19 protein-coding genes are annotated in these 19,571 nt (G+C 40.1%); 10 read left to right on the top strand and 9 right to left on the bottom strand.

The window, feature by feature from the left end:
* Window positions 1–7: 7 nt before the first annotated feature.
* Together ACZ9AO_RS18875 and ACZ9AO_RS18870 are read left to right on the top strand one after the other, a co-directional pair.
* Entirely contained in the window at window positions 8–787 is a 780-nt protein-coding gene (locus tag ACZ9AO_RS18875; RefSeq protein ID WP_251538817.1) for an enoyl-CoA hydratase/isomerase family protein, read from the top strand.
* Between the two features lie 16 nt (window positions 788–803).
* Window positions 804–1,781, top strand: a complete 978-nt coding sequence (locus ACZ9AO_RS18870) for a quinone oxidoreductase family protein (protein WP_048680433.1) — start codon at window positions 804–806, stop codon at window positions 1,779–1,781.
* Between the two features lie 69 nt (window positions 1,782–1,850).
* Here ACZ9AO_RS18870 and ACZ9AO_RS18865 read toward each other — a convergent pair whose 3' ends face one another.
* Window positions 1,851–2,186, bottom strand: a complete 336-nt coding sequence (locus tag ACZ9AO_RS18865) for a DUF3905 domain-containing protein (protein ID WP_476109836.1) — start codon at window positions 2,184–2,186, stop codon at window positions 1,851–1,853.
* Window positions 2,187–2,308: 122 nt separating this feature from the next.
* Here ACZ9AO_RS18865 and ACZ9AO_RS18860 point away from each other — a divergent pair, with 122 nt between their 5' ends.
* Together ACZ9AO_RS18860 and ACZ9AO_RS18855 are read left to right on the top strand one after the other, a co-directional pair.
* On the top strand, window positions 2,309–2,473 hold the full coding sequence (locus ACZ9AO_RS18860; RefSeq protein ID WP_057278994.1) for a hypothetical protein: 165 nt from the start codon (window positions 2,309–2,311) through the stop codon (window positions 2,471–2,473).
* Window positions 2,466–2,612, top strand: a complete 147-nt coding sequence (locus ACZ9AO_RS18855; protein WP_164468810.1) for a hypothetical protein — start codon at window positions 2,466–2,468, stop codon at window positions 2,610–2,612. Before ACZ9AO_RS18860 ends, ACZ9AO_RS18855 begins: the two co-directional genes overlap by 8 nt.
* A 36-nt stretch (window positions 2,613–2,648) precedes the next feature.
* Here ACZ9AO_RS18855 and ACZ9AO_RS18850 read toward each other — a convergent pair whose 3' ends face one another.
* Both ACZ9AO_RS18850 and ACZ9AO_RS18845 read right to left on the bottom strand, forming a co-directional pair.
* A complete protein-coding gene (locus ACZ9AO_RS18850) occupies window positions 2,649–4,409 on the bottom strand; it encodes a B12-binding domain-containing radical SAM protein (RefSeq protein ID WP_095391730.1) in 1,761 nt (586 codons plus the stop codon).
* Window positions 4,410–4,612: 203 nt separating this feature from the next.
* Window positions 4,613–5,638, bottom strand: coding sequence for an acyltransferase family protein (locus tag ACZ9AO_RS18845; RefSeq protein WP_476109835.1), 1,026 nt, complete (start codon window positions 5,636–5,638; stop codon window positions 4,613–4,615).
* Between the two features lie 276 nt (window positions 5,639–5,914).
* On the opposite strand from ACZ9AO_RS18845, the gene ACZ9AO_RS18840 reads away from it, so the two are divergent.
* Window positions 5,915–8,074 carry a PAS domain S-box protein gene (locus ACZ9AO_RS18840; protein WP_476109833.1) on the top strand — a complete coding sequence of 720 codons (2,160 nt, stop codon included), beginning with the start codon at window positions 5,915–5,917 and terminating at the stop codon, window positions 8,072–8,074.
* Window positions 8,075–8,543: 469 nt separating this feature from the next.
* Window positions 8,544–8,786 carry an aspartyl-phosphate phosphatase Spo0E family protein gene (locus tag ACZ9AO_RS18835; RefSeq protein WP_053534263.1) on the top strand — a complete coding sequence of 81 codons (243 nt, stop codon included), beginning with the start codon at window positions 8,544–8,546 and terminating at the stop codon, window positions 8,784–8,786.
* Window positions 8,787–9,081: 295 nt separating this feature from the next.
* On the opposite strand, the gene ACZ9AO_RS18830 is transcribed toward ACZ9AO_RS18835, so the two are convergent.
* The 3 genes from ACZ9AO_RS18830 to ACZ9AO_RS18820 form a co-directional block, all read right to left on the bottom strand.
* Window positions 9,082–9,813, bottom strand: coding sequence for a ZIP family metal transporter (locus tag ACZ9AO_RS18830; RefSeq protein ID WP_048678228.1), 732 nt, complete (start codon window positions 9,811–9,813; stop codon window positions 9,082–9,084).
* A gap of 113 nt (window positions 9,814–9,926) precedes the next feature.
* Complete coding sequence (locus ACZ9AO_RS18825) at window positions 9,927–11,150, bottom strand: MFS transporter (RefSeq protein ID WP_476109969.1); 1,224 nt, start codon at window positions 11,148–11,150, stop codon at window positions 9,927–9,929.
* Between the two features lie 143 nt (window positions 11,151–11,293).
* Window positions 11,294–12,790: an ATP-binding protein gene (locus tag ACZ9AO_RS18820; RefSeq protein WP_476109831.1), complete on the bottom strand. Its 1,497-nt coding sequence runs from the start codon at window positions 12,788–12,790 to the stop codon at window positions 11,294–11,296.
* Window positions 12,791–12,946: 156 nt separating this feature from the next.
* On the opposite strand from ACZ9AO_RS18820, the gene ACZ9AO_RS18815 reads away from it, so the two are divergent.
* The 3 genes from ACZ9AO_RS18815 to ACZ9AO_RS18805 all read left to right on the top strand — a co-directional run bounded on the left by ACZ9AO_RS18815 (window position 12,947) and on the right by ACZ9AO_RS18805 (window position 16,771).
* Window positions 12,947–13,384 carry a MarR family winged helix-turn-helix transcriptional regulator gene (locus ACZ9AO_RS18815; protein ID WP_034314147.1) on the top strand — a complete coding sequence of 146 codons (438 nt, stop codon included), beginning with the start codon at window positions 12,947–12,949 and terminating at the stop codon, window positions 13,382–13,384.
* 218 nt (window positions 13,385–13,602) lie between these two features.
* On the top strand, window positions 13,603–15,297 hold the full coding sequence (locus tag ACZ9AO_RS18810) for a M3 family oligoendopeptidase (protein ID WP_476109828.1): 1,695 nt from the start codon (window positions 13,603–13,605) through the stop codon (window positions 15,295–15,297).
* A 433-nt stretch (window positions 15,298–15,730) separates the two neighbouring features.
* Entirely contained in the window at window positions 15,731–16,771 is a 1,041-nt protein-coding gene (locus ACZ9AO_RS18805; protein WP_063596369.1) for a YkvI family membrane protein, read from the top strand.
* A gap of 54 nt (window positions 16,772–16,825) precedes the next feature.
* Here ACZ9AO_RS18805 and ACZ9AO_RS18800 read toward each other — a convergent pair whose 3' ends face one another.
* Window positions 16,826–17,452 (bottom strand): hypothetical protein, encoded by a 627-nt coding sequence (locus tag ACZ9AO_RS18800; RefSeq protein ID WP_476109826.1) that lies wholly within the window; start codon window positions 17,450–17,452, stop codon window positions 16,826–16,828.
* Window positions 17,453–17,645: 193 nt separating this feature from the next.
* The gene (locus ACZ9AO_RS18795) at window positions 17,646–17,822 is read right to left on the bottom strand and encodes a YkvS family protein (protein WP_064505160.1); all 177 of its coding nucleotides are present in this window, start codon (window positions 17,820–17,822) and stop codon (window positions 17,646–17,648) included.
* A gap of 452 nt (window positions 17,823–18,274) precedes the next feature.
* Here ACZ9AO_RS18795 and ACZ9AO_RS18790 point away from each other — a divergent pair, with 452 nt between their 5' ends.
* A complete protein-coding gene (locus ACZ9AO_RS18790) occupies window positions 18,275–18,469 on the top strand; it encodes a hypothetical protein (protein WP_048678216.1) in 195 nt (64 codons plus the stop codon).
* Window positions 18,470–18,516: 47 nt separating this feature from the next.
* On the opposite strand, the gene ACZ9AO_RS18785 is transcribed toward ACZ9AO_RS18790, so the two are convergent.
* Window positions 18,517–19,011, bottom strand: coding sequence for a sigma-70 family RNA polymerase sigma factor (locus ACZ9AO_RS18785; RefSeq protein ID WP_476109823.1), 495 nt, complete (start codon window positions 19,009–19,011; stop codon window positions 18,517–18,519).
* Between the last annotated feature and the right edge of the window lie 560 nt (window positions 19,012–19,571).

Genomic DNA, 19,571 nt, shown 5'->3' with positions numbered 1-19,571 from the left:
TGGGTAAATGTTAAAAGAACACTTATTGAAAGAAGTAATCGATAATGTAATGATCCTGACTTTGAATCGCCCTGAAAGCTTGAATGCATTTAGTCCGGATATGATTGCAAGCTTAACGAAAGCGATTAAGGATGTAAAACAAACACCGTATATAAGGGCAGTCATCATCAAAGGGGCGGGAAGGTCATTCACTGCAGGAGGCGACGTCAAGTCAATGGGGCAGGCCTCTGCAGGTCAATTGTATGATCATGTTGGCAGAATGAATGAATGCATATTGGCTCTGGATGCTTCCGAGGTTCCCGTAATCGCTGCCGTCCATGGATTTGCTGCTGGTGCCGGATTCAATTTGGCACTCGCCTGTGATCTGATCGTGGCTTCCGATGATAGTCAATTTGCCATGAGTTTTTCACAGGTAGGCCTGATCTCTGATGGAGGGGGTTCGTATTTTTTACCTAAATTAGTAGGGCCCCACCTTGCAAAGCAGCTCTTCTTTTCGGCCGAGCCAATTTCTGGGGACCGCTTATATCAGCTGGGTGTCATTAATTATTTATATCCACTCAATCAACTTGAAGAGGAATCATTGAAACTTGCGGTAAAACTGGCCAATGGACCGACAAAAGCATATGGGATGATGAAAAAGCTCGTCAGCCATTCATTTACGGCTACACTTGATGAAATACTGGAACAGGAACGTATTACGCAAACCTTGATGGCTTCCACGGAAGATCATCTGGAGGGGGTAGCAGCATTCAAAGAAAAAAGAAAGCCGGAATTTACAGGAAATTAATAAGGGAGGGATAAAGATGAAAGCTATTCATTTTGAAGAATACGGCGGACCGGAAGTACTGAAATTGACTGAAATGGAAAGACCTGTGCCAACAGGGCATGAAGTTCTGATTGAAATCGATTGTGTAGGCGTCAATTATGCAGATACAGCCAGAAGGGAAGGGCAATATGTAGTTCCTACGCCGCTTCCGTTCATTCCCGGTGCGGAAGTAGCTGGCGTAGTGGTGGAAGTTGGTGGAAAGGTGACCAAAATCAAACCTGGTACAAGGGTCGTCAGCTTAATTGAATCTGGTGGATATTCAGAATATGCCCTTTCTGATGAATTCTCGGCCATTCCGCTTCCTGATGCCATTCAGTTCCATGAAGCTGTTGCCTTGCCCCTCCAAGGTCTGAGCGCCTATCATATTCTTAAGACAATGGGACGCATGCAACAGGGGGAAACGGTATTGGTCCATGCTGCTGCTGGGGGAGTGGGAACGATTGCCGTACAGTTAGCCAAAATCTTCGGGGCTGGAAAAGTGATTGCCACCGCCAGTACAGTGGAAAAGTTGGAACTGGCTAAAGAGATGGGGGCAGATGAACTCATTGATTACACGCAAGAAGGATGGGAAATGAAAGTCCGTGAGGTCACGGGAGGAAAGGGAGTAGACGTCGCGCTGGAAATGGCTGGAGGGGATATTTTCAATAAAACATTGAAATGTTTGGCTCCCTTTGGACGTCTTGTTGTTTTTGGTAATGCAAGTCGTAAGCCTTATACGATGAACCCGCAGCAATTAATGAGGCGCAATCAATCCGTCGTGGGTTTTTTCCTGCCACAGATCATGAAACACCCGGATTTGCTGTTGCCTAGCATTCAAGACCTTTTTGCATACGTTGCGTCTGGGGAGCTTAAGTTAACTATCGGGGGCATCTACCCAATTGAAAAGGCAGCAGCCGTTCATGAGGAAATGAACGCCCGGCAAACGAAAGGGAAGTTGATTTTGCAGGTTAAATGAGAATAAGGGGTGTATGATGCACCCCTTCTAGGATTTCACTTGTTCCTTTGACCCTAAAGAAAGCACGCCTCAATCCGTATCAGTGCTAACATCTTTATCTGGATGCATGAAAGGCGGCTGCGGCGCTATTTTAGACTCTAATAGTTGGCGGTTTTCAGTTGAATTCCAGCCTATATCATTGGTGGGGTGTACCCATTCGTCTCCAGCCATGATTTCCGGGTCTGTATCTTTGCTCCAGTTTTCGAGTGGTGAGTTTTCAGAGGCATATTTACTGTCGCCAATGACGACTCCATAATCATTGACGAATGGAGCCTGTGGTTTTATGCCGGTCCCTTTAAAACTTGGTGCGTTAATTTGGTGTGGTTGTGTATCGTTGACAATTGGTGAATCCAATTTCTTTTTCATGTAGTGTCTCCCTTTTCTTTTTAAGGTTATTTTTCTCGTCTGTCCCTATATTATCCCTGAATAATTTCCGGCATTTTTACCCCATTCTAAAAGGTAAACTATATTAAAAAGGGTGGATGAAAATGAAACGGAAAGCCAATGTGGATGGAGCTGTCAAAGCAAGTAAAACGCCAAAAAGAAATCAAGCTGAAAATGAATTTTCCAATGAGTTCGCAATGGAGGAAAATGCAATGAAAGGTGCCAACCGCAATTCAAAGCAAGGCAGAAAAGGAAGAAGTAATGGATAAAGAAAAACGGAACAGCGGGGAAAAGATGGGTGAACATGTACGAACTGAATTTGGAATCGAATTCAGCGGCGATATGAACGCAACTAAAATTTATGAAATTTTGGCAAAAGAAAATAAAAAACGTGAAAGTGATAAGTAAAAAAGGACGGACCCAGCCTTGGGTCCGTCCTTATTATTAAAGCATGATGCTGCCGGATTTTGAAAGAGGGAAAATCGTTGATCCCTTACCACTCGGATCAAAATAGGCAAGCATGAATGAAGGTTTATCGACGATTGTTCCCTCTGCTAAATACGTTTCCAAATCAAAGGGAAGTGCCTCGAGCAACGTGTGTTTGTGTATTTCTTTTTCATTTAGGGCCAAAGCGGTGAAAGAGGAGCCAAGCTGTTCAGGCTTATTGAGAATATATTCATATATCTCTTTCCGACCACTTTTATCTAATGAAGCTTCCCACCAAGGTTTACGTGGTTTGTATTTTTGATTCATGAAATAATCCAATTTCATGAGTCCGATAATGTTTTTCAGTTCGGCAGATTCCCGGGAAGCCAAAAACTGCTGTAAACGTCTGAACAAGTCTTCAAGCTGATGGCCGATTCGTGACCACCCTTGTTCATCCCAATAGGTACCGAAATCTTGAAAGAAGTCGAACGGTGATTGAAATACCGTTTTGACAAGATATTCCGTAGTATGATCCATTCTATGATCGTTCCAGTATTTTTCAAGTACATCTTCAACTTGTTTAATGCGGACAATGTCATCGAAGGATAAAACATTATTCCCCAATATTTCATAAGGAGCATGTTCGCTGTATATATATTGGTGTTCATCGGCTCGTATCCGTAAGCCGGTTCCACGAAGCATCTTTAAGAAACCAAGCTGCATCTCTTCGGGTCTAAGCTCGAAAACATCATTGAAGGTCTTTCGGAAAGAATGATAATCTTCTTCCGGTAAACCGGCAATAAGGTCTAAATGCTGATCAATTTTCTGACCATCTTTTACCATGGTTACGGTCCTGGTCAGTTTTTCGAAATTCTGTCTTCTCATTACTAGATCATTCGTATGATCATTCGTCGATTGTACCCCTATTTCAAAGCGGAACAGTCCTGCAGGGGCATTGTCGTTCAAGAACTGGATAACTTCCGGACGCATGATGTCCGCCGTGATCTCGAACTGGAAAACCACACCGGGAAGATGCTCATCGATTAAGAATTGAAACATCTCCATGGCATAGCTTCGGCTGATATTGAAGGTTCGGTCAACGAACTTAATGGTCTTTGCACCATTAGCCATAAGGTACCTGATATCTTCTTTAATCTTTTCACGATCAAAATACCTGACACCCACTTCAATCGATGAAAGGCAAAATTGGCAGCTGAACGGGCAACCTCGGCTAGTTTCGATATAGGTGACACGTTTAGATAGGTCGCCGCGGTCTTCCTCCAAACGATATGGAGAAGGGAGGGATTTTAAATCAACCTTGCCGTTCTGAGGCTGGATGATTTTTTTTCCATCCTGTCGATACGCAATGCCGCCGATCTTCTTATAGTCATTCGAACCTTCAATTTCAGATAAAAGGGCCTTGAAGGTGACTTCACCTTCACCGATTACGATGAAATCAGCCCCGGGAATCTGATCAAGCCATTCCCCAACATCATAGGTGACTTCAGGTCCGCCGAGAATGATGACCAATTCCGGGTTGATTTTTTTTAGCATGGCTACGACTTTCATTGTTTCCTCGATGTTCCAAATATAGCAGCTGAACCCTATGACATCAGGTTTTTTGGAATGAAGGTCACCAACTATGTTCATAATTGGATCTTTTATCGTATATTCTGCCAGCTGTACATCATAATCAGGCTGGGCGTAAGCTTTTAAATATCGGATGGATAGCGATGTATGGATATATTTTGCGTTAAGAGTACTGATTATTATATTCATGTTAAGGGCGTAAAAGAAACGCCTGGCTCCTTTCGTGTACATGTCTTTTTAAGCCAACAAGCACTAACGAGTAATTTTACCATAGCGTGCTCCATTTGAAAAATGAGTTATGGTATTGAAGGGGAATCTTTTCTGCTTGAAAGTCGGATAAGAAATCGAATTTGAAAAAACGGATAAAGCAGGAAATGCTTCATCCGTTTTATTTAAAAAGCTTGTTTAATATAGTCTTTCGTTTTAGTCATGAATCGTTTTGTTTTGGTCGCCTTCAATTCGATGATCGGCTGTGCCATGGAAGCGATCATTTCACTTGATAATAACACGGTAATCAAGAAAGAGAGTCCGGCGAGCATGATAAAGCTCTCTGTATTGCTGAAGTATTCCTGTATGGTGCTTTCGCGGAAGAAACGAATGAAGAAACCATGCAGCAGATACACATAAAGGGTTTGTTTACCCCAATTCGTAAAGAAATATTGTCTGCGTGGGATGAACGAAAGGAAGCTGAACACTGAAATGATGCTCAATCCATAAAATCCCAGGCGTTTAAACATGGACACGATTGTCGCATCTTCAAGTTCGGCATATGGTTTCGAACCGAGCAGCCATTTATAATTAATATCGGTATTTAAATAAAAACCGATAAAAATCACTAACATGACAATAAGTGATGCCAAACGAACTTTGGGAGTGAATAGTTTTTTTAAATGTTCCTTGCTTAAATGGTACCCGATCAAAAACATCGGGAAAAAAACGAATGTCCTGGAGAGACTAAGGTAATTGGAAATATTGTCTATATAACCAATCAATAATGCGATTATTAAAGATAAACCTATGCCTACTGATGGCTTTAGCTTTGAGAAACCAAGCAGCATGATGTTCCAACAGAATAAACTGATCAAGAACCATAGCGACCATTGGGGGTCAAGCAGGTCTACAGTGATGGCAGAACGTTCATATAAGAAATAATAGTAAATGGTATATATCAATTGGAAAATGATGTAGGGTAAAATCAGTTTTTTGGTAATTTTACCCAAATACCCTTTTTGATAAAAACCTTTCGCAAAGAATCCTGAAACAAGGATAAAGGCAGGCATGTGAAAGGAATAAATGGTTTTATATAAAGCATATATCGTTTCACTGTCATGTATATACGTATTCAGCAAATGACCAAAGACGACAAATGCCATGAGAATGAACTTGGCGTTATCGAAGAAAAAATCACGTTGTTTCATTATTGCCTCCATTTAATAAATTTTAAGGTAGCTAGAAAGCATTGTTATTTCTTATTCCCTAAATACCTTGTACTAAATCATTATTTATTAAATTTATTATAAAAACCTTAAATTAAGCTTAACGCTAAGTTTTACAGCATTCAATATACTATCATTTGATATATAGGTTAATTTTGGATAAAGGTGTTTGCGCTGATTTTCGAAAAATACCGAGGAAAATCAAGATGGATGTCGAATAAAGTTGGGTAGGTATGGGTTTTGATGAGGGGGGTTAATATGAATATCGGTTATGAGAATGAAACGGAATATAAACAGGAAATTTTAAAATTGAATAAACAGATCGAAGGGTTTCTGAATATGTTCGATTCAATGTCAGAGCCTTATATCAGGGTTGATGAGGAACTGCGTCTCACTTATGCTAATGATGCCGCTTGTGCCCTGCTGGAAACACCTAAAGATCAACTGGAGTCCATGAGGATAACTGATTTTCTCGATGTCATCCCTTTAAATAACCAGGAAGTGTCAAGCACCCTAAAAACCTCGAATGAAAGTGAAAGGCAAATTATCCAGCTACATACCGGAGCCCTTAAGCAAATAGAGTTTATACGAATGGGATCACTTTCCGAAGGACAGCAGTTCTATCGTTTGGGGGATGTGACATTGGATGTTTCTTCGTCAAGGGAAACAGGGATGTCAAGACAGATGTTTTTGGACATTTTCGATACAGCCATAGAAAGCATCGTTCTATTCGACAGTTCAGGAATAATAATGGAAGTGAACCATGCCTTTATCCATGCCTTGGGCATTCCGAAAAAAAAGATTGTCGGTAAGAATATGAGGGACCTCATCTCCCCAGATTATAGGGGATATTGGGATGAGAGCATACAAAGAGCCTTTGATGAGTCGAACTATAAAGGGGAGGTAGAGATAAAGGTCGGGGATGAACTGCATCATTTTACTTTTTCTATAAGTTCAACGGTAGGAAATGAACTATATATGTCTGTGCTTCGAAGAATTACAGAATCAAATATAATAGAAAAAAAGTTAGAGACGAGCGAACGGATTTTTGCGGAATTATTCGACCAGTCCATGGATGCAATCATATTCTGGAATGATGACGGGATCATTTTTCGGGTCAATCATTCAGCATGTAAAATATTCGAATCCAGCAGGGAGAATTTGATTGGCAGTTATATCTGGAAATACGTCTACAGCAACAATCACCATTTTAGTCAGATGATGGAAACATTTGAAAGAGACACCCAGGTGCGGGGTGAGCTGATTTATAAAATGCCTAATAACCAAATTAAATTGCTAGAATTGACTGCAAAAAAACATGAAGGTGACGGATATAACGTAACGATCTTTCGAAATGTCAGTGAGCGCTGGCTGATTGAGAAGGAATTAAGGGATAGTGAGAAGAAGTTCAGGAAGATTTTTGAGGGAACATTAGACGGCCTGATTTTATGGAATCATGAAGGGTTCACGGATATTAATGAAGCGGGTCAGAAAATATTGGAGATTTCGAAGCGCAAACTGCTTTCTTTATCTGTAAAGGGATTCATCGAAAAAATTCCTGAAAATGCTCCAGTCTTGAATGCACATATTGAAAATGTTTATAAGCATGAGGTATACTCCTCCATCATTCCGATAACATTCGAAGATGGAAGAGTTAAGCATATTGAATTTTTGACGAGGAAAAATTTATATTCGAACCTGAATTTAAGCATTTTCCGTGATGTGAGTAAAAATCTCGAGATGCAGGAACAAATCCGTAAATCGGATACTTTAAATGTCGTTGGTGAATTGGCGGCAGGTATTGCTCACGAAATCAGGAACCCAATGACAGCCTTAAAAGGTTTTATCCAGTTGCTTGAGGACGGTGTTAAAGGGGAGTTTTCCACATATTTTCATGTGATTACATCCGAAATTAAGCGAATCGAAACCATTATCACGGAATTTTTGGTACTGGCAAAGCCACAGGCGCTAAAAATTTTCAAACAGGATGTTCATACCATATTGAGAGAGACACTGGAATTACTGGCCGCTCAGGCACTGTTGGAAAATATTCAATTCGAGACAAACTTTGAAGAAGATGAATGTAAGGTTTTATGTGAAGCGAACCAGTTAAAGCAAGTGTTCATTAATATCATCAAAAATGCATTGGAAGTCATGCCGGATGGCGGGTCTGTTCACATTAAAACAAGCCGATTTTCAGAGAAATACGTTTGCATTTCAATTACCGATAAAGGCATGGGGATTTCAACGGAAATGCTAAAAAAATTGGGTGAACCTTTTTATACGACGAAGGATAGGGGAACAGGGCTGGGGCTCATGGTCAGCTATAAAATCATTGAAGAACACAATGGCTATATAGAAGTGGAAAGCGAAGTGGGAAAAGGGACGAGCTTTCATATTTATTTGCCATTCGAGTAACGTAGAAGGGGATGCTCTATACCTTTTTAAGTTAACGGAAAGCATCAATATTTCACTAGGGATTCTTTATCGGATTCCTTTTTTTGTTCCATCATTATTAGCCTGGGATTACAAATGAGGGTTGTAACAATGATAAATATTTTTGCTTCACTTAAGGAGCTGTCCTGCTTTTTAAATCATTGAGAAATTATTTGCTCGAATTGAATAAGCGAAAACTAATAATAGCATCCAAATGGGGGGGATCTTTCAAAGCGATTTTCGGAGCTGTCTTCATATGAAATCTTCCTGATCAATAAATGATGCTTATGCTTAGGAATTTCCGTCATATCCTGTCTGCTGATGGACAAAGCCATATCGCAATTTAAGAAGTTTTGTCTTTTTTTGCGAATCTATTTACATATAAGGCATATTTTGTAATACTTCTTTATTATAATGTAACTTTAAAAGGGCAGGAGTAGTGAATGTAGTTATGAATTCTAGGTGTGCAACGGAAATTTGTTCTGAGATTCGAATGAAGCGTTGGGAAATGATGGAGTTGGCGAAAATGTATGGACTTGGCCATGAGTATACCCTTCGCCAAAGTGAGCAGCTTGACAAACTTATAAATGAGTACCTGATCCTTCAACATCATTCATCAGTGGAAGTGAGAAATAAGCGAGAAGAAATGGTTGTTATTGTACAGCAGCCCTTTAATGATGACATTTCCTTTTAGAAGGAAATGGAATGCCCATGACTTTTTATATTAACAGGCAAGAGACAATCAGCTTTGTGTGATTTCTGGTGAAATGAATAATATCTGAAAACAAATAAAGAAAGACTTATATAAACAAGAATATATCTTTGGAATTTCCTTTGGATTTGGGGTATATATCGAGGGGAGGCCACCAGAAGGTGTCCTTCATGCATCGGATTGGTTTAGAAGTCTTAATTTTTCTGAATGGATTACACTGATAAATAAAAAGTAAGAGCTGACTCACTTGTTGGAGCCAGCCATGGAAGTCCCGCAATTATAAAACTTCCAATAATATGACCATGAACAAAAGGCCGATAATAAAGGAATAGGTGGATGTGCGTTCATTACCATCCCCATGGCTTTCGGGAATCAGTTCCTTATAAACGATGAAAAGCATGGCCCCGGCGGCGAAAGCTAGGCCGTATGGAACCAGGAACCCAATGTAAGAGGTTAAATAATAACCCAGTAAGCCCGTAATTATTTCGATGGTGCCGGTTAAGGTTGCAATGAGGAATGCTGTGAGTTTACCGATTTTTTGATTAATTAAAAACAAGGCGACCAGTAAGCCTTCCGGAGCATTTTGCAGGCCGATGGCAAAAGCGATCAAGTTACCTGTATCAGCTGTATCAGAGGCGTAACTGACCCCGACAGAAAGCCCCTCAGGAATATTATGGAGTGTAATGGCAGTGATGATGAGCAAAGCCTTTTCATCGAACTGAATACCACTTTTCGTATGGCTGAGATCGATATGAGGAATGTTTTGTTCCATGATCGTTAATGTCATTACCCCGAGAAAAACCCCAATTACTAGCTGAATATACCCTCCGGTGGCCAGAGACTCCGGGATCAGGCTCAATAACGAAGCTGCCATCATGATTCCAGCGGTAAATGCCAGTAGCGTGTCTCTGAATCGATGTGTGATTGAACCTTGAATGAACAAGATCGGTAACGCACCAAACCCTGTAGACATAGCAGATAGGATGCTGCCTAATAAAACTCCACTCATAAATTTCTCCTTTGTAAGGTACTTATCGTTACTTCTTTGCGAATTTTTGGGTGAAACAATAATTCATTGTATTTAGACATAAAGAATATGTTCCTGGAAAAAACCATTTTGCATCAATCTTCTGCATACCATTTTTTCAATGTTAGATCAGACGGTAGCAATATGCTGATGATCCCCAGTAATGGCAGGAATCCCACTAGCTTAATCATGGATTCAATTCCAATTATATCTGCAATGGCTCCCAATGAAACGGATCCAATGGCACCCATTCCGAAGGCTAAACCTACTGTCAAGCCTGCCATCGTACCGACTTTTCCCGGAACCAATTCCTGTGCGTATATTACCGTGACGGAAAAACTGCTCATGATAATGAATCCCGCTATCAATAATAAGATAAAAGCGGCTGTAGGAGGTACGAATGGTAAAAGTGCGGTTATTGGCATGCTGGCAGCGAAAGAAAAGAAAATGATGTTTTTACGTCCGAATCTATCAGCAAGCGGGCCTCCGAAAAATGTACCTACAGCACCAGCTGCCAAAAAGGCAAATAGGAAAAATTGTGCGGCTTTTATCGTGAATGAATACTGATCGATCAAATAAAAACTATAAAAGTTCGTCATGCACGATACATACCAGGAACGGGCAAAGATAATGAATAAAATCAATACCAGGGCTTTGGCCACTTTATGGGACCGCTCTTTATTGATTATTTTTGCAGCAAGCTTCTTTGGCTGGAAGTGAATTAATTTTTGGGAATACCAATTGGCAATATACAGCAATAGGATAACGGCCATTAAGGCAACCAGGGCAAACCAGAGTGCGCCTTTCTGACCAAATGGAACAAGTACGATGGCTGTGATGAGTGGGGCAAGTGCCTGCCCGCTATTCCCGCCGACCTGATAAATGGATTGTGCCAGGCCCCTCTTTGGTCCGCCTGCCATGTAGGCAACCCTGGAGCCTTCAGGATGGAATATGGCCGACCCTAAGCCCATCAGGATGACTGCACCAAGGATAATGGTATAGTTTGGGGCAATTGCGAGAATGATGACCCCGATTAAAGTACTGGTCAACCCAATGGGCAATGCATATGGAAATGGTTTTTTATCCGTATAGAACCCAACTGCCGGTTGCAGGAGCGATGAGACGATATTCAGGCAGAATGCAATCATTCCAAGCTGTGTATACGAAAGCGACATTGATTTTTCGAGGATTGGGAACATGGCCGGTACGACGGCCTGAAGAGAATCATTCATTAAATGGCATATGCCTATGATGATCATGATTTTCAGAGTCATATCTTGTTTTTGCGGTTTTGTTTTAATGGCAGCGATACTTCCCATCTGTATATATCCTTCTTCCTGATTAAGATTTTTACCTATTCCATAAATAGTTTCAAGAAGCATGCACCGTATGCATGACACCTTAAATAAATCGGGATCGTTACTAGTCTTCATGAAAAAATCGAAAACTCTTCAAAGTATTGCTAAGTGCGGTCTTTTATAAGCGGCAAGCTGATTGTAACGGTTGTACCGACCAGAGGTTTACTTGAAAACTCGATGGTGCCGTTAAAAGATTCAATGATTCGTTTACACACAAATAGCCCTAATCCCGTTCCTTCTTTTTTCGATGTATAGAAGGGATCGAACACTTTCCCTATATCTTTTTCATTCAATCCTTGCCCGTTATCGATGATCATGATTTTAGCCCATTCATTTTCATGGTGAATACGAATCCTTAACTTTTTCCCAACTTCCATGGCCTCGAAACCGTTTTTGGCAATGTTGAGAATGACTTGTTTGAGTTGGTCCTTTGTACAATGAACCAGGATTGGCTCCTTTATGATATTCCATTCCACTTCAATATTGAAGTGACGTGCTTCTGATTCTATTATTGGTCTCAATTCAGCAATGATACTGCGAATATCATATAAGGATAAAGTTTGTACCATTGGCTTTCCTAAAATCAAAAATTCGCTGACGATGCTATTGATCCGTTCAATTTCCTTCATGATGACAGAGTAATAGAACTGATCTTGCTCCTCAGGGTGTTTTTCAACCAGTAACTGCACTAGCCCCTTTATGCCGGTAAGTGGGTTTTTTATTTCATGTGCAGTACTTGCAGCCAATGTACCGACAAAATCTATTTTTTGATTTTCATTTAGTAATTTTTGTTTTTTGGCATGCCTGCGAACGATCACTTCATCCATGATGATATAAATCATGTGAGTAATAAAGAAGGTGAAAAAAACAAACATTAAAAAAACATTCATGTTATTTGTGTTAATCTTGTCGGGCACTTTGACGGACAGTGTCCAATCGACTTCGGTCAAAGGAACATCCACCCATGTTGAATGTCCATTGAATCCCTCGGCATTTATATCTAAAATTCGGGTTTTGTCCTTTGTTTCCAATATAAAGGTATGACCTGGGCTGAGCATTTTTAATATTTTTTCCATATGATCCAGCCTGATATGTGCCAATAAAAACCCTTGCACTTTTTTATCTTGATCCAGTATGGGAGCAAAAATGGAAAAATAATTAAAATGAGCGTTATAAAGCTCCTTTGTTCCTGCAACAACTGCTTTTTGAGTTTTTACTGCACGTTCCATATCATTTTGTTCGATTAAATTGTAATGATGGAAATTCTTATTCGTACCCGAAATGGAAACACCGTCGCGATTTAGCCAATATACTCCGGCATACCTGGAATCTGTATCTTTGATCCAGTTCATAAGCAGTTCGGTTTTTTTGTCATCCATATAAAGCACGGAACTGCTAAGGCTAAGCAGCTCAAGGTTTTCCTTCGTTTCCCTTATAACTTGATCTATGTATTCTTGATAAACCGTTCCCGCCCATTCAGCTTGTTCCTGTCTTTCTTTTAGAAGGGAACGTTCTAAATGCATCCAATAAATGATAGAGAGAAAAATTAATGGTAAAATAACAATAAGTAGATATGTGGTGAATTTATGCCTCGTTTTCATGTTTGTCACTACTTTAGCTTTTTTTTCAAGTATATCAAAATGATTGATTAAACAATAGTGCATACTAACAGGGCAGATTGACAAAAAATCCTTTATGTCATATAATAACTTTTAATTCAAGATATTTTAATTAAAAATTTTTAAGGTTGTGAAGTTATGGAGAATAATAACATCCAACAGTCTTTGAAACTGTTCATTGTGATGTCTAGAGCTCATCGATCCATTAATGATGTGGTTAATAAACATATAGCTGAAGAGGGTTTGAATCCAACTGAGTTTGCAGTACTGGAATTGCTTTATCATAAAGGGGATCAGCCTCTTCAGCAAATAGGCGGAAAGATCCTGCTAGCTAGCGGCAGCATTACCTATGTCGTGGATAAACTTGAACAGAAGGAATATCTGCAGCGCATAGCATGTAAAGAGGATCGCCGTGTAACCTTTGCAAAGATAACCGATAAAGGAAAGGCCTTTATTGAAGGAGTTTTTCCTGAGCATGAAAAAAGAATCGATGATATCATGAGTGTACTTACGCAAGATGAAAAGGCGACCGTGATTGAATTGCTTAAAAAGATTGGGTATTCCGCTCAAAATTAGCTAAAGAACCAGCACCTTGATTTGACTACAGGTGCTGTTTTTTTATGTCTGATAAAACATGAATTTGTTTTAGCGACATAAAAAGGTTTTTAATAACGCAGTGGCGAATTAAATTACATTAAGATAATGGTGAATGTTTCTTGGAAACGAATCCGATTGGATAACGTCACTCTGGTTTATACAGAAAAAATGTTTTATATTCGAAAAGGAGCCTACATATGAAATTTAATGAGTATCAATATAAACGTCCTGAAATGGATGAAATTAAAACCCGGTTCATGAAAGCTTTGGAAAAGTTTACGGACGCTGCAAACGCCGATGCACAAATAAAAGCCATGGAAGAAATAAACGGAATTCGAAATTATGTAGGTACGATGTTTAATTTGGTCTATATCCGGCATTCCATAGATACCAATGATGTTTTTTATAAAGCGGAGAATGATTACTTAGATGACTTCTCCCCTGAAATGGAAGAATTGACCTCGAAATTTTACAATGAACTCGTTCGCTCGAAATTCCGTAAGGAGCTTGAGGAGAAATGGGGAACTCAACTATTTGACCTGGCAGAGGCCCAACTCAAAACCTTTTCGCCCGAAATCATACCACAAATGCAAAAAGAAAATAAATTATCAAGTGAGTATTCACAATTAATTGCCTCTGCAAAAATTCACTTTGATGGAAAAGAATTAACACTTGCGCAGCTTCAGCCTTTTATGGAGTCCTCGGACCGTGAGTTAAGGAAAAATGCAAGTGAGGCATATTACGGTTTCTTTGAAGAAAAGCAGGATGAATTGGATCGTATATTCGATGAACTTGTCAAGGTGAGGACTGGGATTTCGACAGCGCTGGGTTATGGGAATTTCGTGAAACTTGGGTATTATCGAATGACAAGGACTGATTATGATGCTGATATGGTTGCTGCATTCCGCAAGCAGGTGAAAGAGGAAGTGGTACCGCTTGTCACCCGGCTGAAGGAACGGCAGCGGGAACGTCTTGAATTGGAGAACCTGAACTATTATGATGAGAATTTTCATTTCAGAACGGGTAATGCCATTCCAAAAGGCGATGCTGAGTGGATCATCGATAATGGGAAAAGGATGTACCAGGAACTATCACCTGAAACGAATCAGTTTTTCAACTATATGATTGATAATGACCTGATGGACCTTGTGGCGAAAAAAGGAAAAGAAAGCGGTGGCTACTGTACTTTTATAGAAGACTATAAAGCTCCATTCATCTTTTCTAATTTCAACGGTACTTCAGGGGATATTGATGTTTTGACACATGAGGCAGGTCATGCATTCCAAGTGTATCGCAGCCGTGATCTTGACATTCCTGAGTATTATTGGCCTACATATGAAGCATGTGAAATCCATTCGATGAGCATGGAATTTTTAACTTGGCCATGGATGGAGCTATTTTTCAAGGAAGATACGGAAAAGTATAAGTTTTCCCATTTAAGCGGTGCCCTCATATTCCTCCCGTATGGGGTAGCTGTTGATGAATTTCAGCATTTTGTCTATGAAAATCCTAATGCCTCCCCCGTTGAAAGGAAGCAGGCTTGGCGTAAGATCGAGATGGAATATTTGCCGCATCGTGATTATGAAGGAAACGAATTCTTGGAGAATGGCGGGTATTGGCAGCGGCAAAGCCACATTTATCAATCACCTTTTTATTATATCGACTATACATTGGCCCAGATTTGTGCTTTCCAATTCTGGAAAAGGTCGACTGAAAAAGATGAAACGGCTTGGGAGGATTATTTGAATCTGTGCCAACTTGGAGGCAGCAAGTCCTTCCTTGATCTCGTTGAATCTGCGAATCTAAAATCCCCGTTTGTTGACGGTACTGTACAGTCCGTTGTGAAGGTGATAGACGAATGGCTCTCCACTGTTGATGATAAAGCATTATGAAATGATCTAACTCCGAACCATGATTATAAAAGAAGACTTGGTTATCCTTCATGAACACTTTTTTTATAGAAAGAAACATTATTGGATTGAAGAAATTTGCGATACTCCTGCCGAATCACTGACTAGCCGAGACCTCACAGGCGCTTGCAATTATGCGGCATGAAAGACAGTCAGCGGAAAGGGAGCTAATTTCTGGAATAAACTGGTGCGTTTATTAATTAGTTTACAGTCTGAACGCTTGGAGATTATTCCAAGCGTTTTTTTAAAATCTTTCATGCGTTCGGAATGATGCTTCACAGTGAAATGCATAGGGGGTTTCAGACTGCACGATGAGAGAATGTAACCCGGGAAAAAACAGCTGACGAAAGGAATATTGCTCGGCTTGTCTTAAATGTCTCTTCCTTACATATAAATGTAGGGAGGAGGGGAGAGTATGCTGTCAAGGTGGTCAGGGAGTTTTCAGATTGCAGCGGTTTATGTAGGCACAGTCGTCGGTGCAGGATTTGCAACTGGAAAAGAGATTGTCGAGTTTTTTACCCGTTATGGTTTTTATGGCTTTATCGGGATTTTAATAGCAGGTTATATTTTCATTTTCACCGGCACGAAAATCATGCTCATTTCCGCAAGGATCAGAGCATCTTCTTATGAGGAGTTCAATCAATTTCTTTTTGGCAAGAAAATAGCAGGAATCATCAACTTCTTTTTCCTTATCATGCTGTTAGGGGTGACGGCTGTCATGATTTCGGGTTCAGGAGCCGTTTTTGAAGAACAACTTGGCGTGCCTAAAAGTATTGGAAGTTGGTCTACGATCATACTGGCATCCTTGGTCCTGATGATGGGCATGCGCGGTGTTTTCACTGTGAACTCGTTTGTTGTACCAATCATGATCTGCTTTAGCGTGATTCTTTTTTTCTCGACTTTAGGTAATGTGGATTTCTTTAAGACCCTTACAAAAGTTCCGGATGAAGTGATCACCGTGAAAATGATTTTGTCCCCCTTTGCCTATACAGCCTTTAACCTGGCTTTGGCACAGGCTGTGCTGGTTCCGGTTGCGTATGAAGTTCGAGATGAGAAGGTCATTAAGCATGGAGCAATTCTTGGAGGGATATTCCTGACCATCATTTTATTGACGGGGCATTTTTCACTTATGACACTTCCTGACGTGAATCGTTATGAAATTCCTTCAGCAGTTATTATGAGAACGGCGGCCAGTCAGTTGTATTGGATGTTCATTTTGGTGATATACGGCGAGATATTCACTTCGGTCATCGGAAACATATATGGCTTACAGAGGCAAATCAGCAGTTATATTAAATTGCCAAGCATGCTGATCATAGCCGTGATCTTTTTAATAGCTTTAATCATTAGTGAATTCGGATATGGAAGGTTACTAGGATATATTTATCCGGTTTTTGGATACATAAGCCTCCTTTTTTTAGTGCTGGTCTGGAAGAGCAAGGCGGGCAAGGAGTAATGGAGAACGGGGGGCCTGACCCCTAGCCCTCCGTACCAGGGGGGAAATCAATGGTCACCCTTTCATCAGCGTCTTAGCCATCTCTAGAAAAGCATCCCGGTAATCTTTATCTTTTTTCGTGAACATAGTTAAGCGGACGGGTGCTTTTTCATCCTTGAGCAAAATGGAAGTGATGACATCATCCCCACTTTCCACTTCAAATCCTGTGCCGCTCTCGATATCGAGTGAAGGATCCCTAATCGTTTCTGAAATGCTTTTCAGCTGGGCTTGAACATTTTCTTCCACCTCATCCCAACTGACATCGGCCTTCAACAATTCGATTCTCATATAAATGGAGTCATCTTCAATCAGGAACACAATATCTTTTCCTGGTTCTTCGGCACTTAGCTTGAATTGTTGCAAAACATAGAGGCTGAACGGTTGATTATCGCTTTTTTTTAGGAATGCTGTTTTTTCTTTTGCTTCCCCGTTCATTGTATACTGCAGGTTTTGCTCCATCAGTCTTATTTTGTTATCGCTTCGGTTATTACGGTTGCCTCTTTGAGAAGTATTGCCTCCGTTCTCCTCTTTTATTGAATCTTCCTGTGGCTCATCTGCATTTTCGTCTGTGGCCGTACCGCAGCCAGTCAGCAGAAAAGCGGCGAATGCGACACTGCCAATATAACGTGTCCAACAAGTCATGTGTTTCCCTCATCTTTCTGATAGAAATTTCAAACTGGTTATTCCTGCATCACATACAGGTGCTTTGCCCTTTAATGAATTAGACGGCGTGAAATGGGAATGGTTACAAAAAGCGGGGGAATCGAATGGGAAGATTGCTAAAAAGTGAAAAACGGAATGGTCATCTAGTAACCATCCCGTTTGATAAATTGAATTATCCTATGATTTTATAATTTTTATGGTTTACGACTGTTTTTTGTTCAAGCTCCAAATCACGATAATTTTCCATATACGTGACGTCCACGATTACTGAGTTCTCGTTCACTTTCTCGACGATTCCTTTTAAGCCTTCTCTAAATTCAATGATATTTCCAACTTCCGCTTTCTTCATGGTAATCATCCTTTCCCATTTTGTTTCCAATGATCAAAAAGTAACAATGGAGTAATTGGATTATTCGAACATCTTGCCGTTTAGATTTTGACGTGGGAAGTGCTAGTAAGAGAATTAGTTATCTCTTATGTCGGTACAGTAAGCTAAACTTTTAAAAGGAGGTACGATTCTTGTAATGGAGCGTTGTGAAAATGTGGCATAATTTGGTATATCTTGCAAACGCAGTTATGCGTACCAGTATGTAATTATATGTACAAAAAATGCCAATCATTTTACATTATGATATTTTAATATACAGTTTGCACTATTTTAAAGCATTCGTAAAGAATAATGTAGTGAGTGGGCAACAAAAAATTCTAATTTATATTAAGTGGCAAGCTTATGTTAAAATGAAAACGGAATTTCTCCTGTCTGAAAATGATGGAACATTCGATAATTAAGGAGGATAATATATGAATGCAGAGGAAGCAAAAGAAGTACTCGATAAATTGGCAAATCGGGAAATGGAAGAGTTCCGGATAACAAAAGAAGAATTTTTAGCTTTTCGTGAGGTTCTTGTCAATAGGGATGACTTTAAACATTTTCGGGGGAATGCTCAACATAACGGTGTGATAATTTATACGTATTTAGAAGAAGCGAGAAGTTGATGGATGTATAATTTGGGGTGGCTCATGATTGAGCCACCCCAAATTATTTATATTGGAAAAATCAATTGTTTCCTTAATTTATTTAAGGCGGACTTTCTCCATGATTTGACGGCTGCAGCAGTAACTTGATATATCTCAGCGATTTCAGTCACGGTTTTATTTTCAAGGTATGTCTGTAAAAGCCAGCGTTGCTGATTCAGTGTCAATCCTTCCGTGTAGGTTAATACATTATCGATGGCAAAGGCCTCTTCATGCATTGAAAAAGGATCTTTAATCATCTCTAATAGGAAGGAATCAAAGGGTTCGGTACGGATTTCATATTTATGATGATGCTTTAATTCGTTCAGAATTTTGCCTTTGATTACCGTATAGGCATAGTTGGAGAATTGTCCGTATTCTTCATTGAAATTCCGTAATGACTCCCATAAAGCGATCAACCCTACTTGAAAATATTCTTCCTTATTTTTATAGATGGAAAGTGAGCGGATAATATGATGGATCATCGGGGTGAATTCTTCCGTTAGCGCTGAGAAATCTTTCATTAAGCAAGTCACCTTTAGAAAGTGCACTTTCCTGTATTCCCGGGTGCTTCTACCATAAATAAATCGATCGGATAAAGCCAAATGGCATAACCGAAAAATGGCTGTAATAACAAGTGAGTTTTAAAGGAGCTAAAGAGAACCTTTTTGATGAGAAAAGGATAATTAAGGAAATACTGAGTGTGTGGAAGCAAATGAAAAAACACATCCAAAGATGGATGTGCCGAAACATGATGTACCGTATGTCGAAAAGGGAGTTTGGAATGGCCTCATTTAAAACAAGGATATATTTTATAGTTCAACGTTGATTTCCACTTCAGGCACTCGCTTTCCGCGGGCGTTCCAGGTGCCCCTCGGCGCTCTTTGCGCCTGCGGGGTCTCCCCTTGCCACGCTTTTCCTGCAGGAGTCTCGTACCTTCCGTTCCAATCTACTTTGTTTTAAAAGATAGAAATCCTTTTGTCCAGAGTTTTTTTTGAGGCGGTGTAAAATTTAGATTTCCACTTCAGGCACTCGCTTTCCGCGGGCGGTCGGGGAGCCTCCTCGGCGGGCCTGCGGGGTCTCC

Source organism: Peribacillus sp. TE19612 (genome assembly GCF_056279465.1).
The sequence above is the reverse complement of the archived record's forward strand: the minus strand, read 5'-3'. Positions and strand labels throughout refer to the sequence as shown.

Excerpts from the sequence above, each read along its gene's own strand:
- ACZ9AO_RS18875 (WP_251538817.1), top strand. The coding sequence starts at position 8 with ATGTTAAAAGAACACTTATTGAAAGAAGTAATCGATAATGTAATGATC.
- ACZ9AO_RS18870 (WP_048680433.1), top strand. The coding sequence starts at position 804 with ATGAAAGCTATTCATTTTGAAGAATACGGCGGACCGGAAGTACTGAAA.
- ACZ9AO_RS18865 (WP_476109836.1), bottom strand. The coding sequence starts at position 2,186 with ATGAAAAAGAAATTGGATTCACCAATTGTCAACGATACACAACCACAC.
- ACZ9AO_RS18860 (WP_057278994.1), top strand. The coding sequence starts at position 2,309 with ATGAAACGGAAAGCCAATGTGGATGGAGCTGTCAAAGCAAGTAAAACG.
- ACZ9AO_RS18855 (WP_164468810.1), top strand. The coding sequence starts at position 2,466 with ATGGATAAAGAAAAACGGAACAGCGGGGAAAAGATGGGTGAACATGTA.
- ACZ9AO_RS18850 (WP_095391730.1), bottom strand. The coding sequence starts at position 4,409 with ATGAATATAATAATCAGTACTCTTAACGCAAAATATATCCATACATCG.
- ACZ9AO_RS18845 (WP_476109835.1), bottom strand. The coding sequence starts at position 5,638 with ATGAAACAACGTGATTTTTTCTTCGATAACGCCAAGTTCATTCTCATG.
- ACZ9AO_RS18840 (WP_476109833.1), top strand. The coding sequence starts at position 5,915 with ATGAATATCGGTTATGAGAATGAAACGGAATATAAACAGGAAATTTTA.
- ACZ9AO_RS18835 (WP_053534263.1), top strand. The coding sequence starts at position 8,544 with ATGAATTCTAGGTGTGCAACGGAAATTTGTTCTGAGATTCGAATGAAG.
- ACZ9AO_RS18830 (WP_048678228.1), bottom strand. The coding sequence starts at position 9,813 with ATGAGTGGAGTTTTATTAGGCAGCATCCTATCTGCTATGTCTACAGGG.
- ACZ9AO_RS18825 (WP_476109969.1), bottom strand. The coding sequence starts at position 11,150 with ATGGGAAGTATCGCTGCCATTAAAACAAAACCGCAAAAACAAGATATG.
- ACZ9AO_RS18820 (WP_476109831.1), bottom strand. The coding sequence starts at position 12,790 with ATGAAAACGAGGCATAAATTCACCACATATCTACTTATTGTTATTTTA.
- ACZ9AO_RS18815 (WP_034314147.1), top strand. The coding sequence starts at position 12,947 with ATGGAGAATAATAACATCCAACAGTCTTTGAAACTGTTCATTGTGATG.
- ACZ9AO_RS18810 (WP_476109828.1), top strand. The coding sequence starts at position 13,603 with ATGAAATTTAATGAGTATCAATATAAACGTCCTGAAATGGATGAAATT.
- ACZ9AO_RS18805 (WP_063596369.1), top strand. The coding sequence starts at position 15,731 with ATGCTGTCAAGGTGGTCAGGGAGTTTTCAGATTGCAGCGGTTTATGTA.
- ACZ9AO_RS18800 (WP_476109826.1), bottom strand. The coding sequence starts at position 17,452 with ATGACTTGTTGGACACGTTATATTGGCAGTGTCGCATTCGCCGCTTTT.
- ACZ9AO_RS18795 (WP_064505160.1), bottom strand. The coding sequence starts at position 17,822 with ATGAAGAAAGCGGAAGTTGGAAATATCATTGAATTTAGAGAAGGCTTA.
- ACZ9AO_RS18790 (WP_048678216.1), top strand. The coding sequence starts at position 18,275 with ATGAATGCAGAGGAAGCAAAAGAAGTACTCGATAAATTGGCAAATCGG.
- ACZ9AO_RS18785 (WP_476109823.1), bottom strand. The coding sequence starts at position 19,011 with ATGAAAGATTTCTCAGCGCTAACGGAAGAATTCACCCCGATGATCCAT.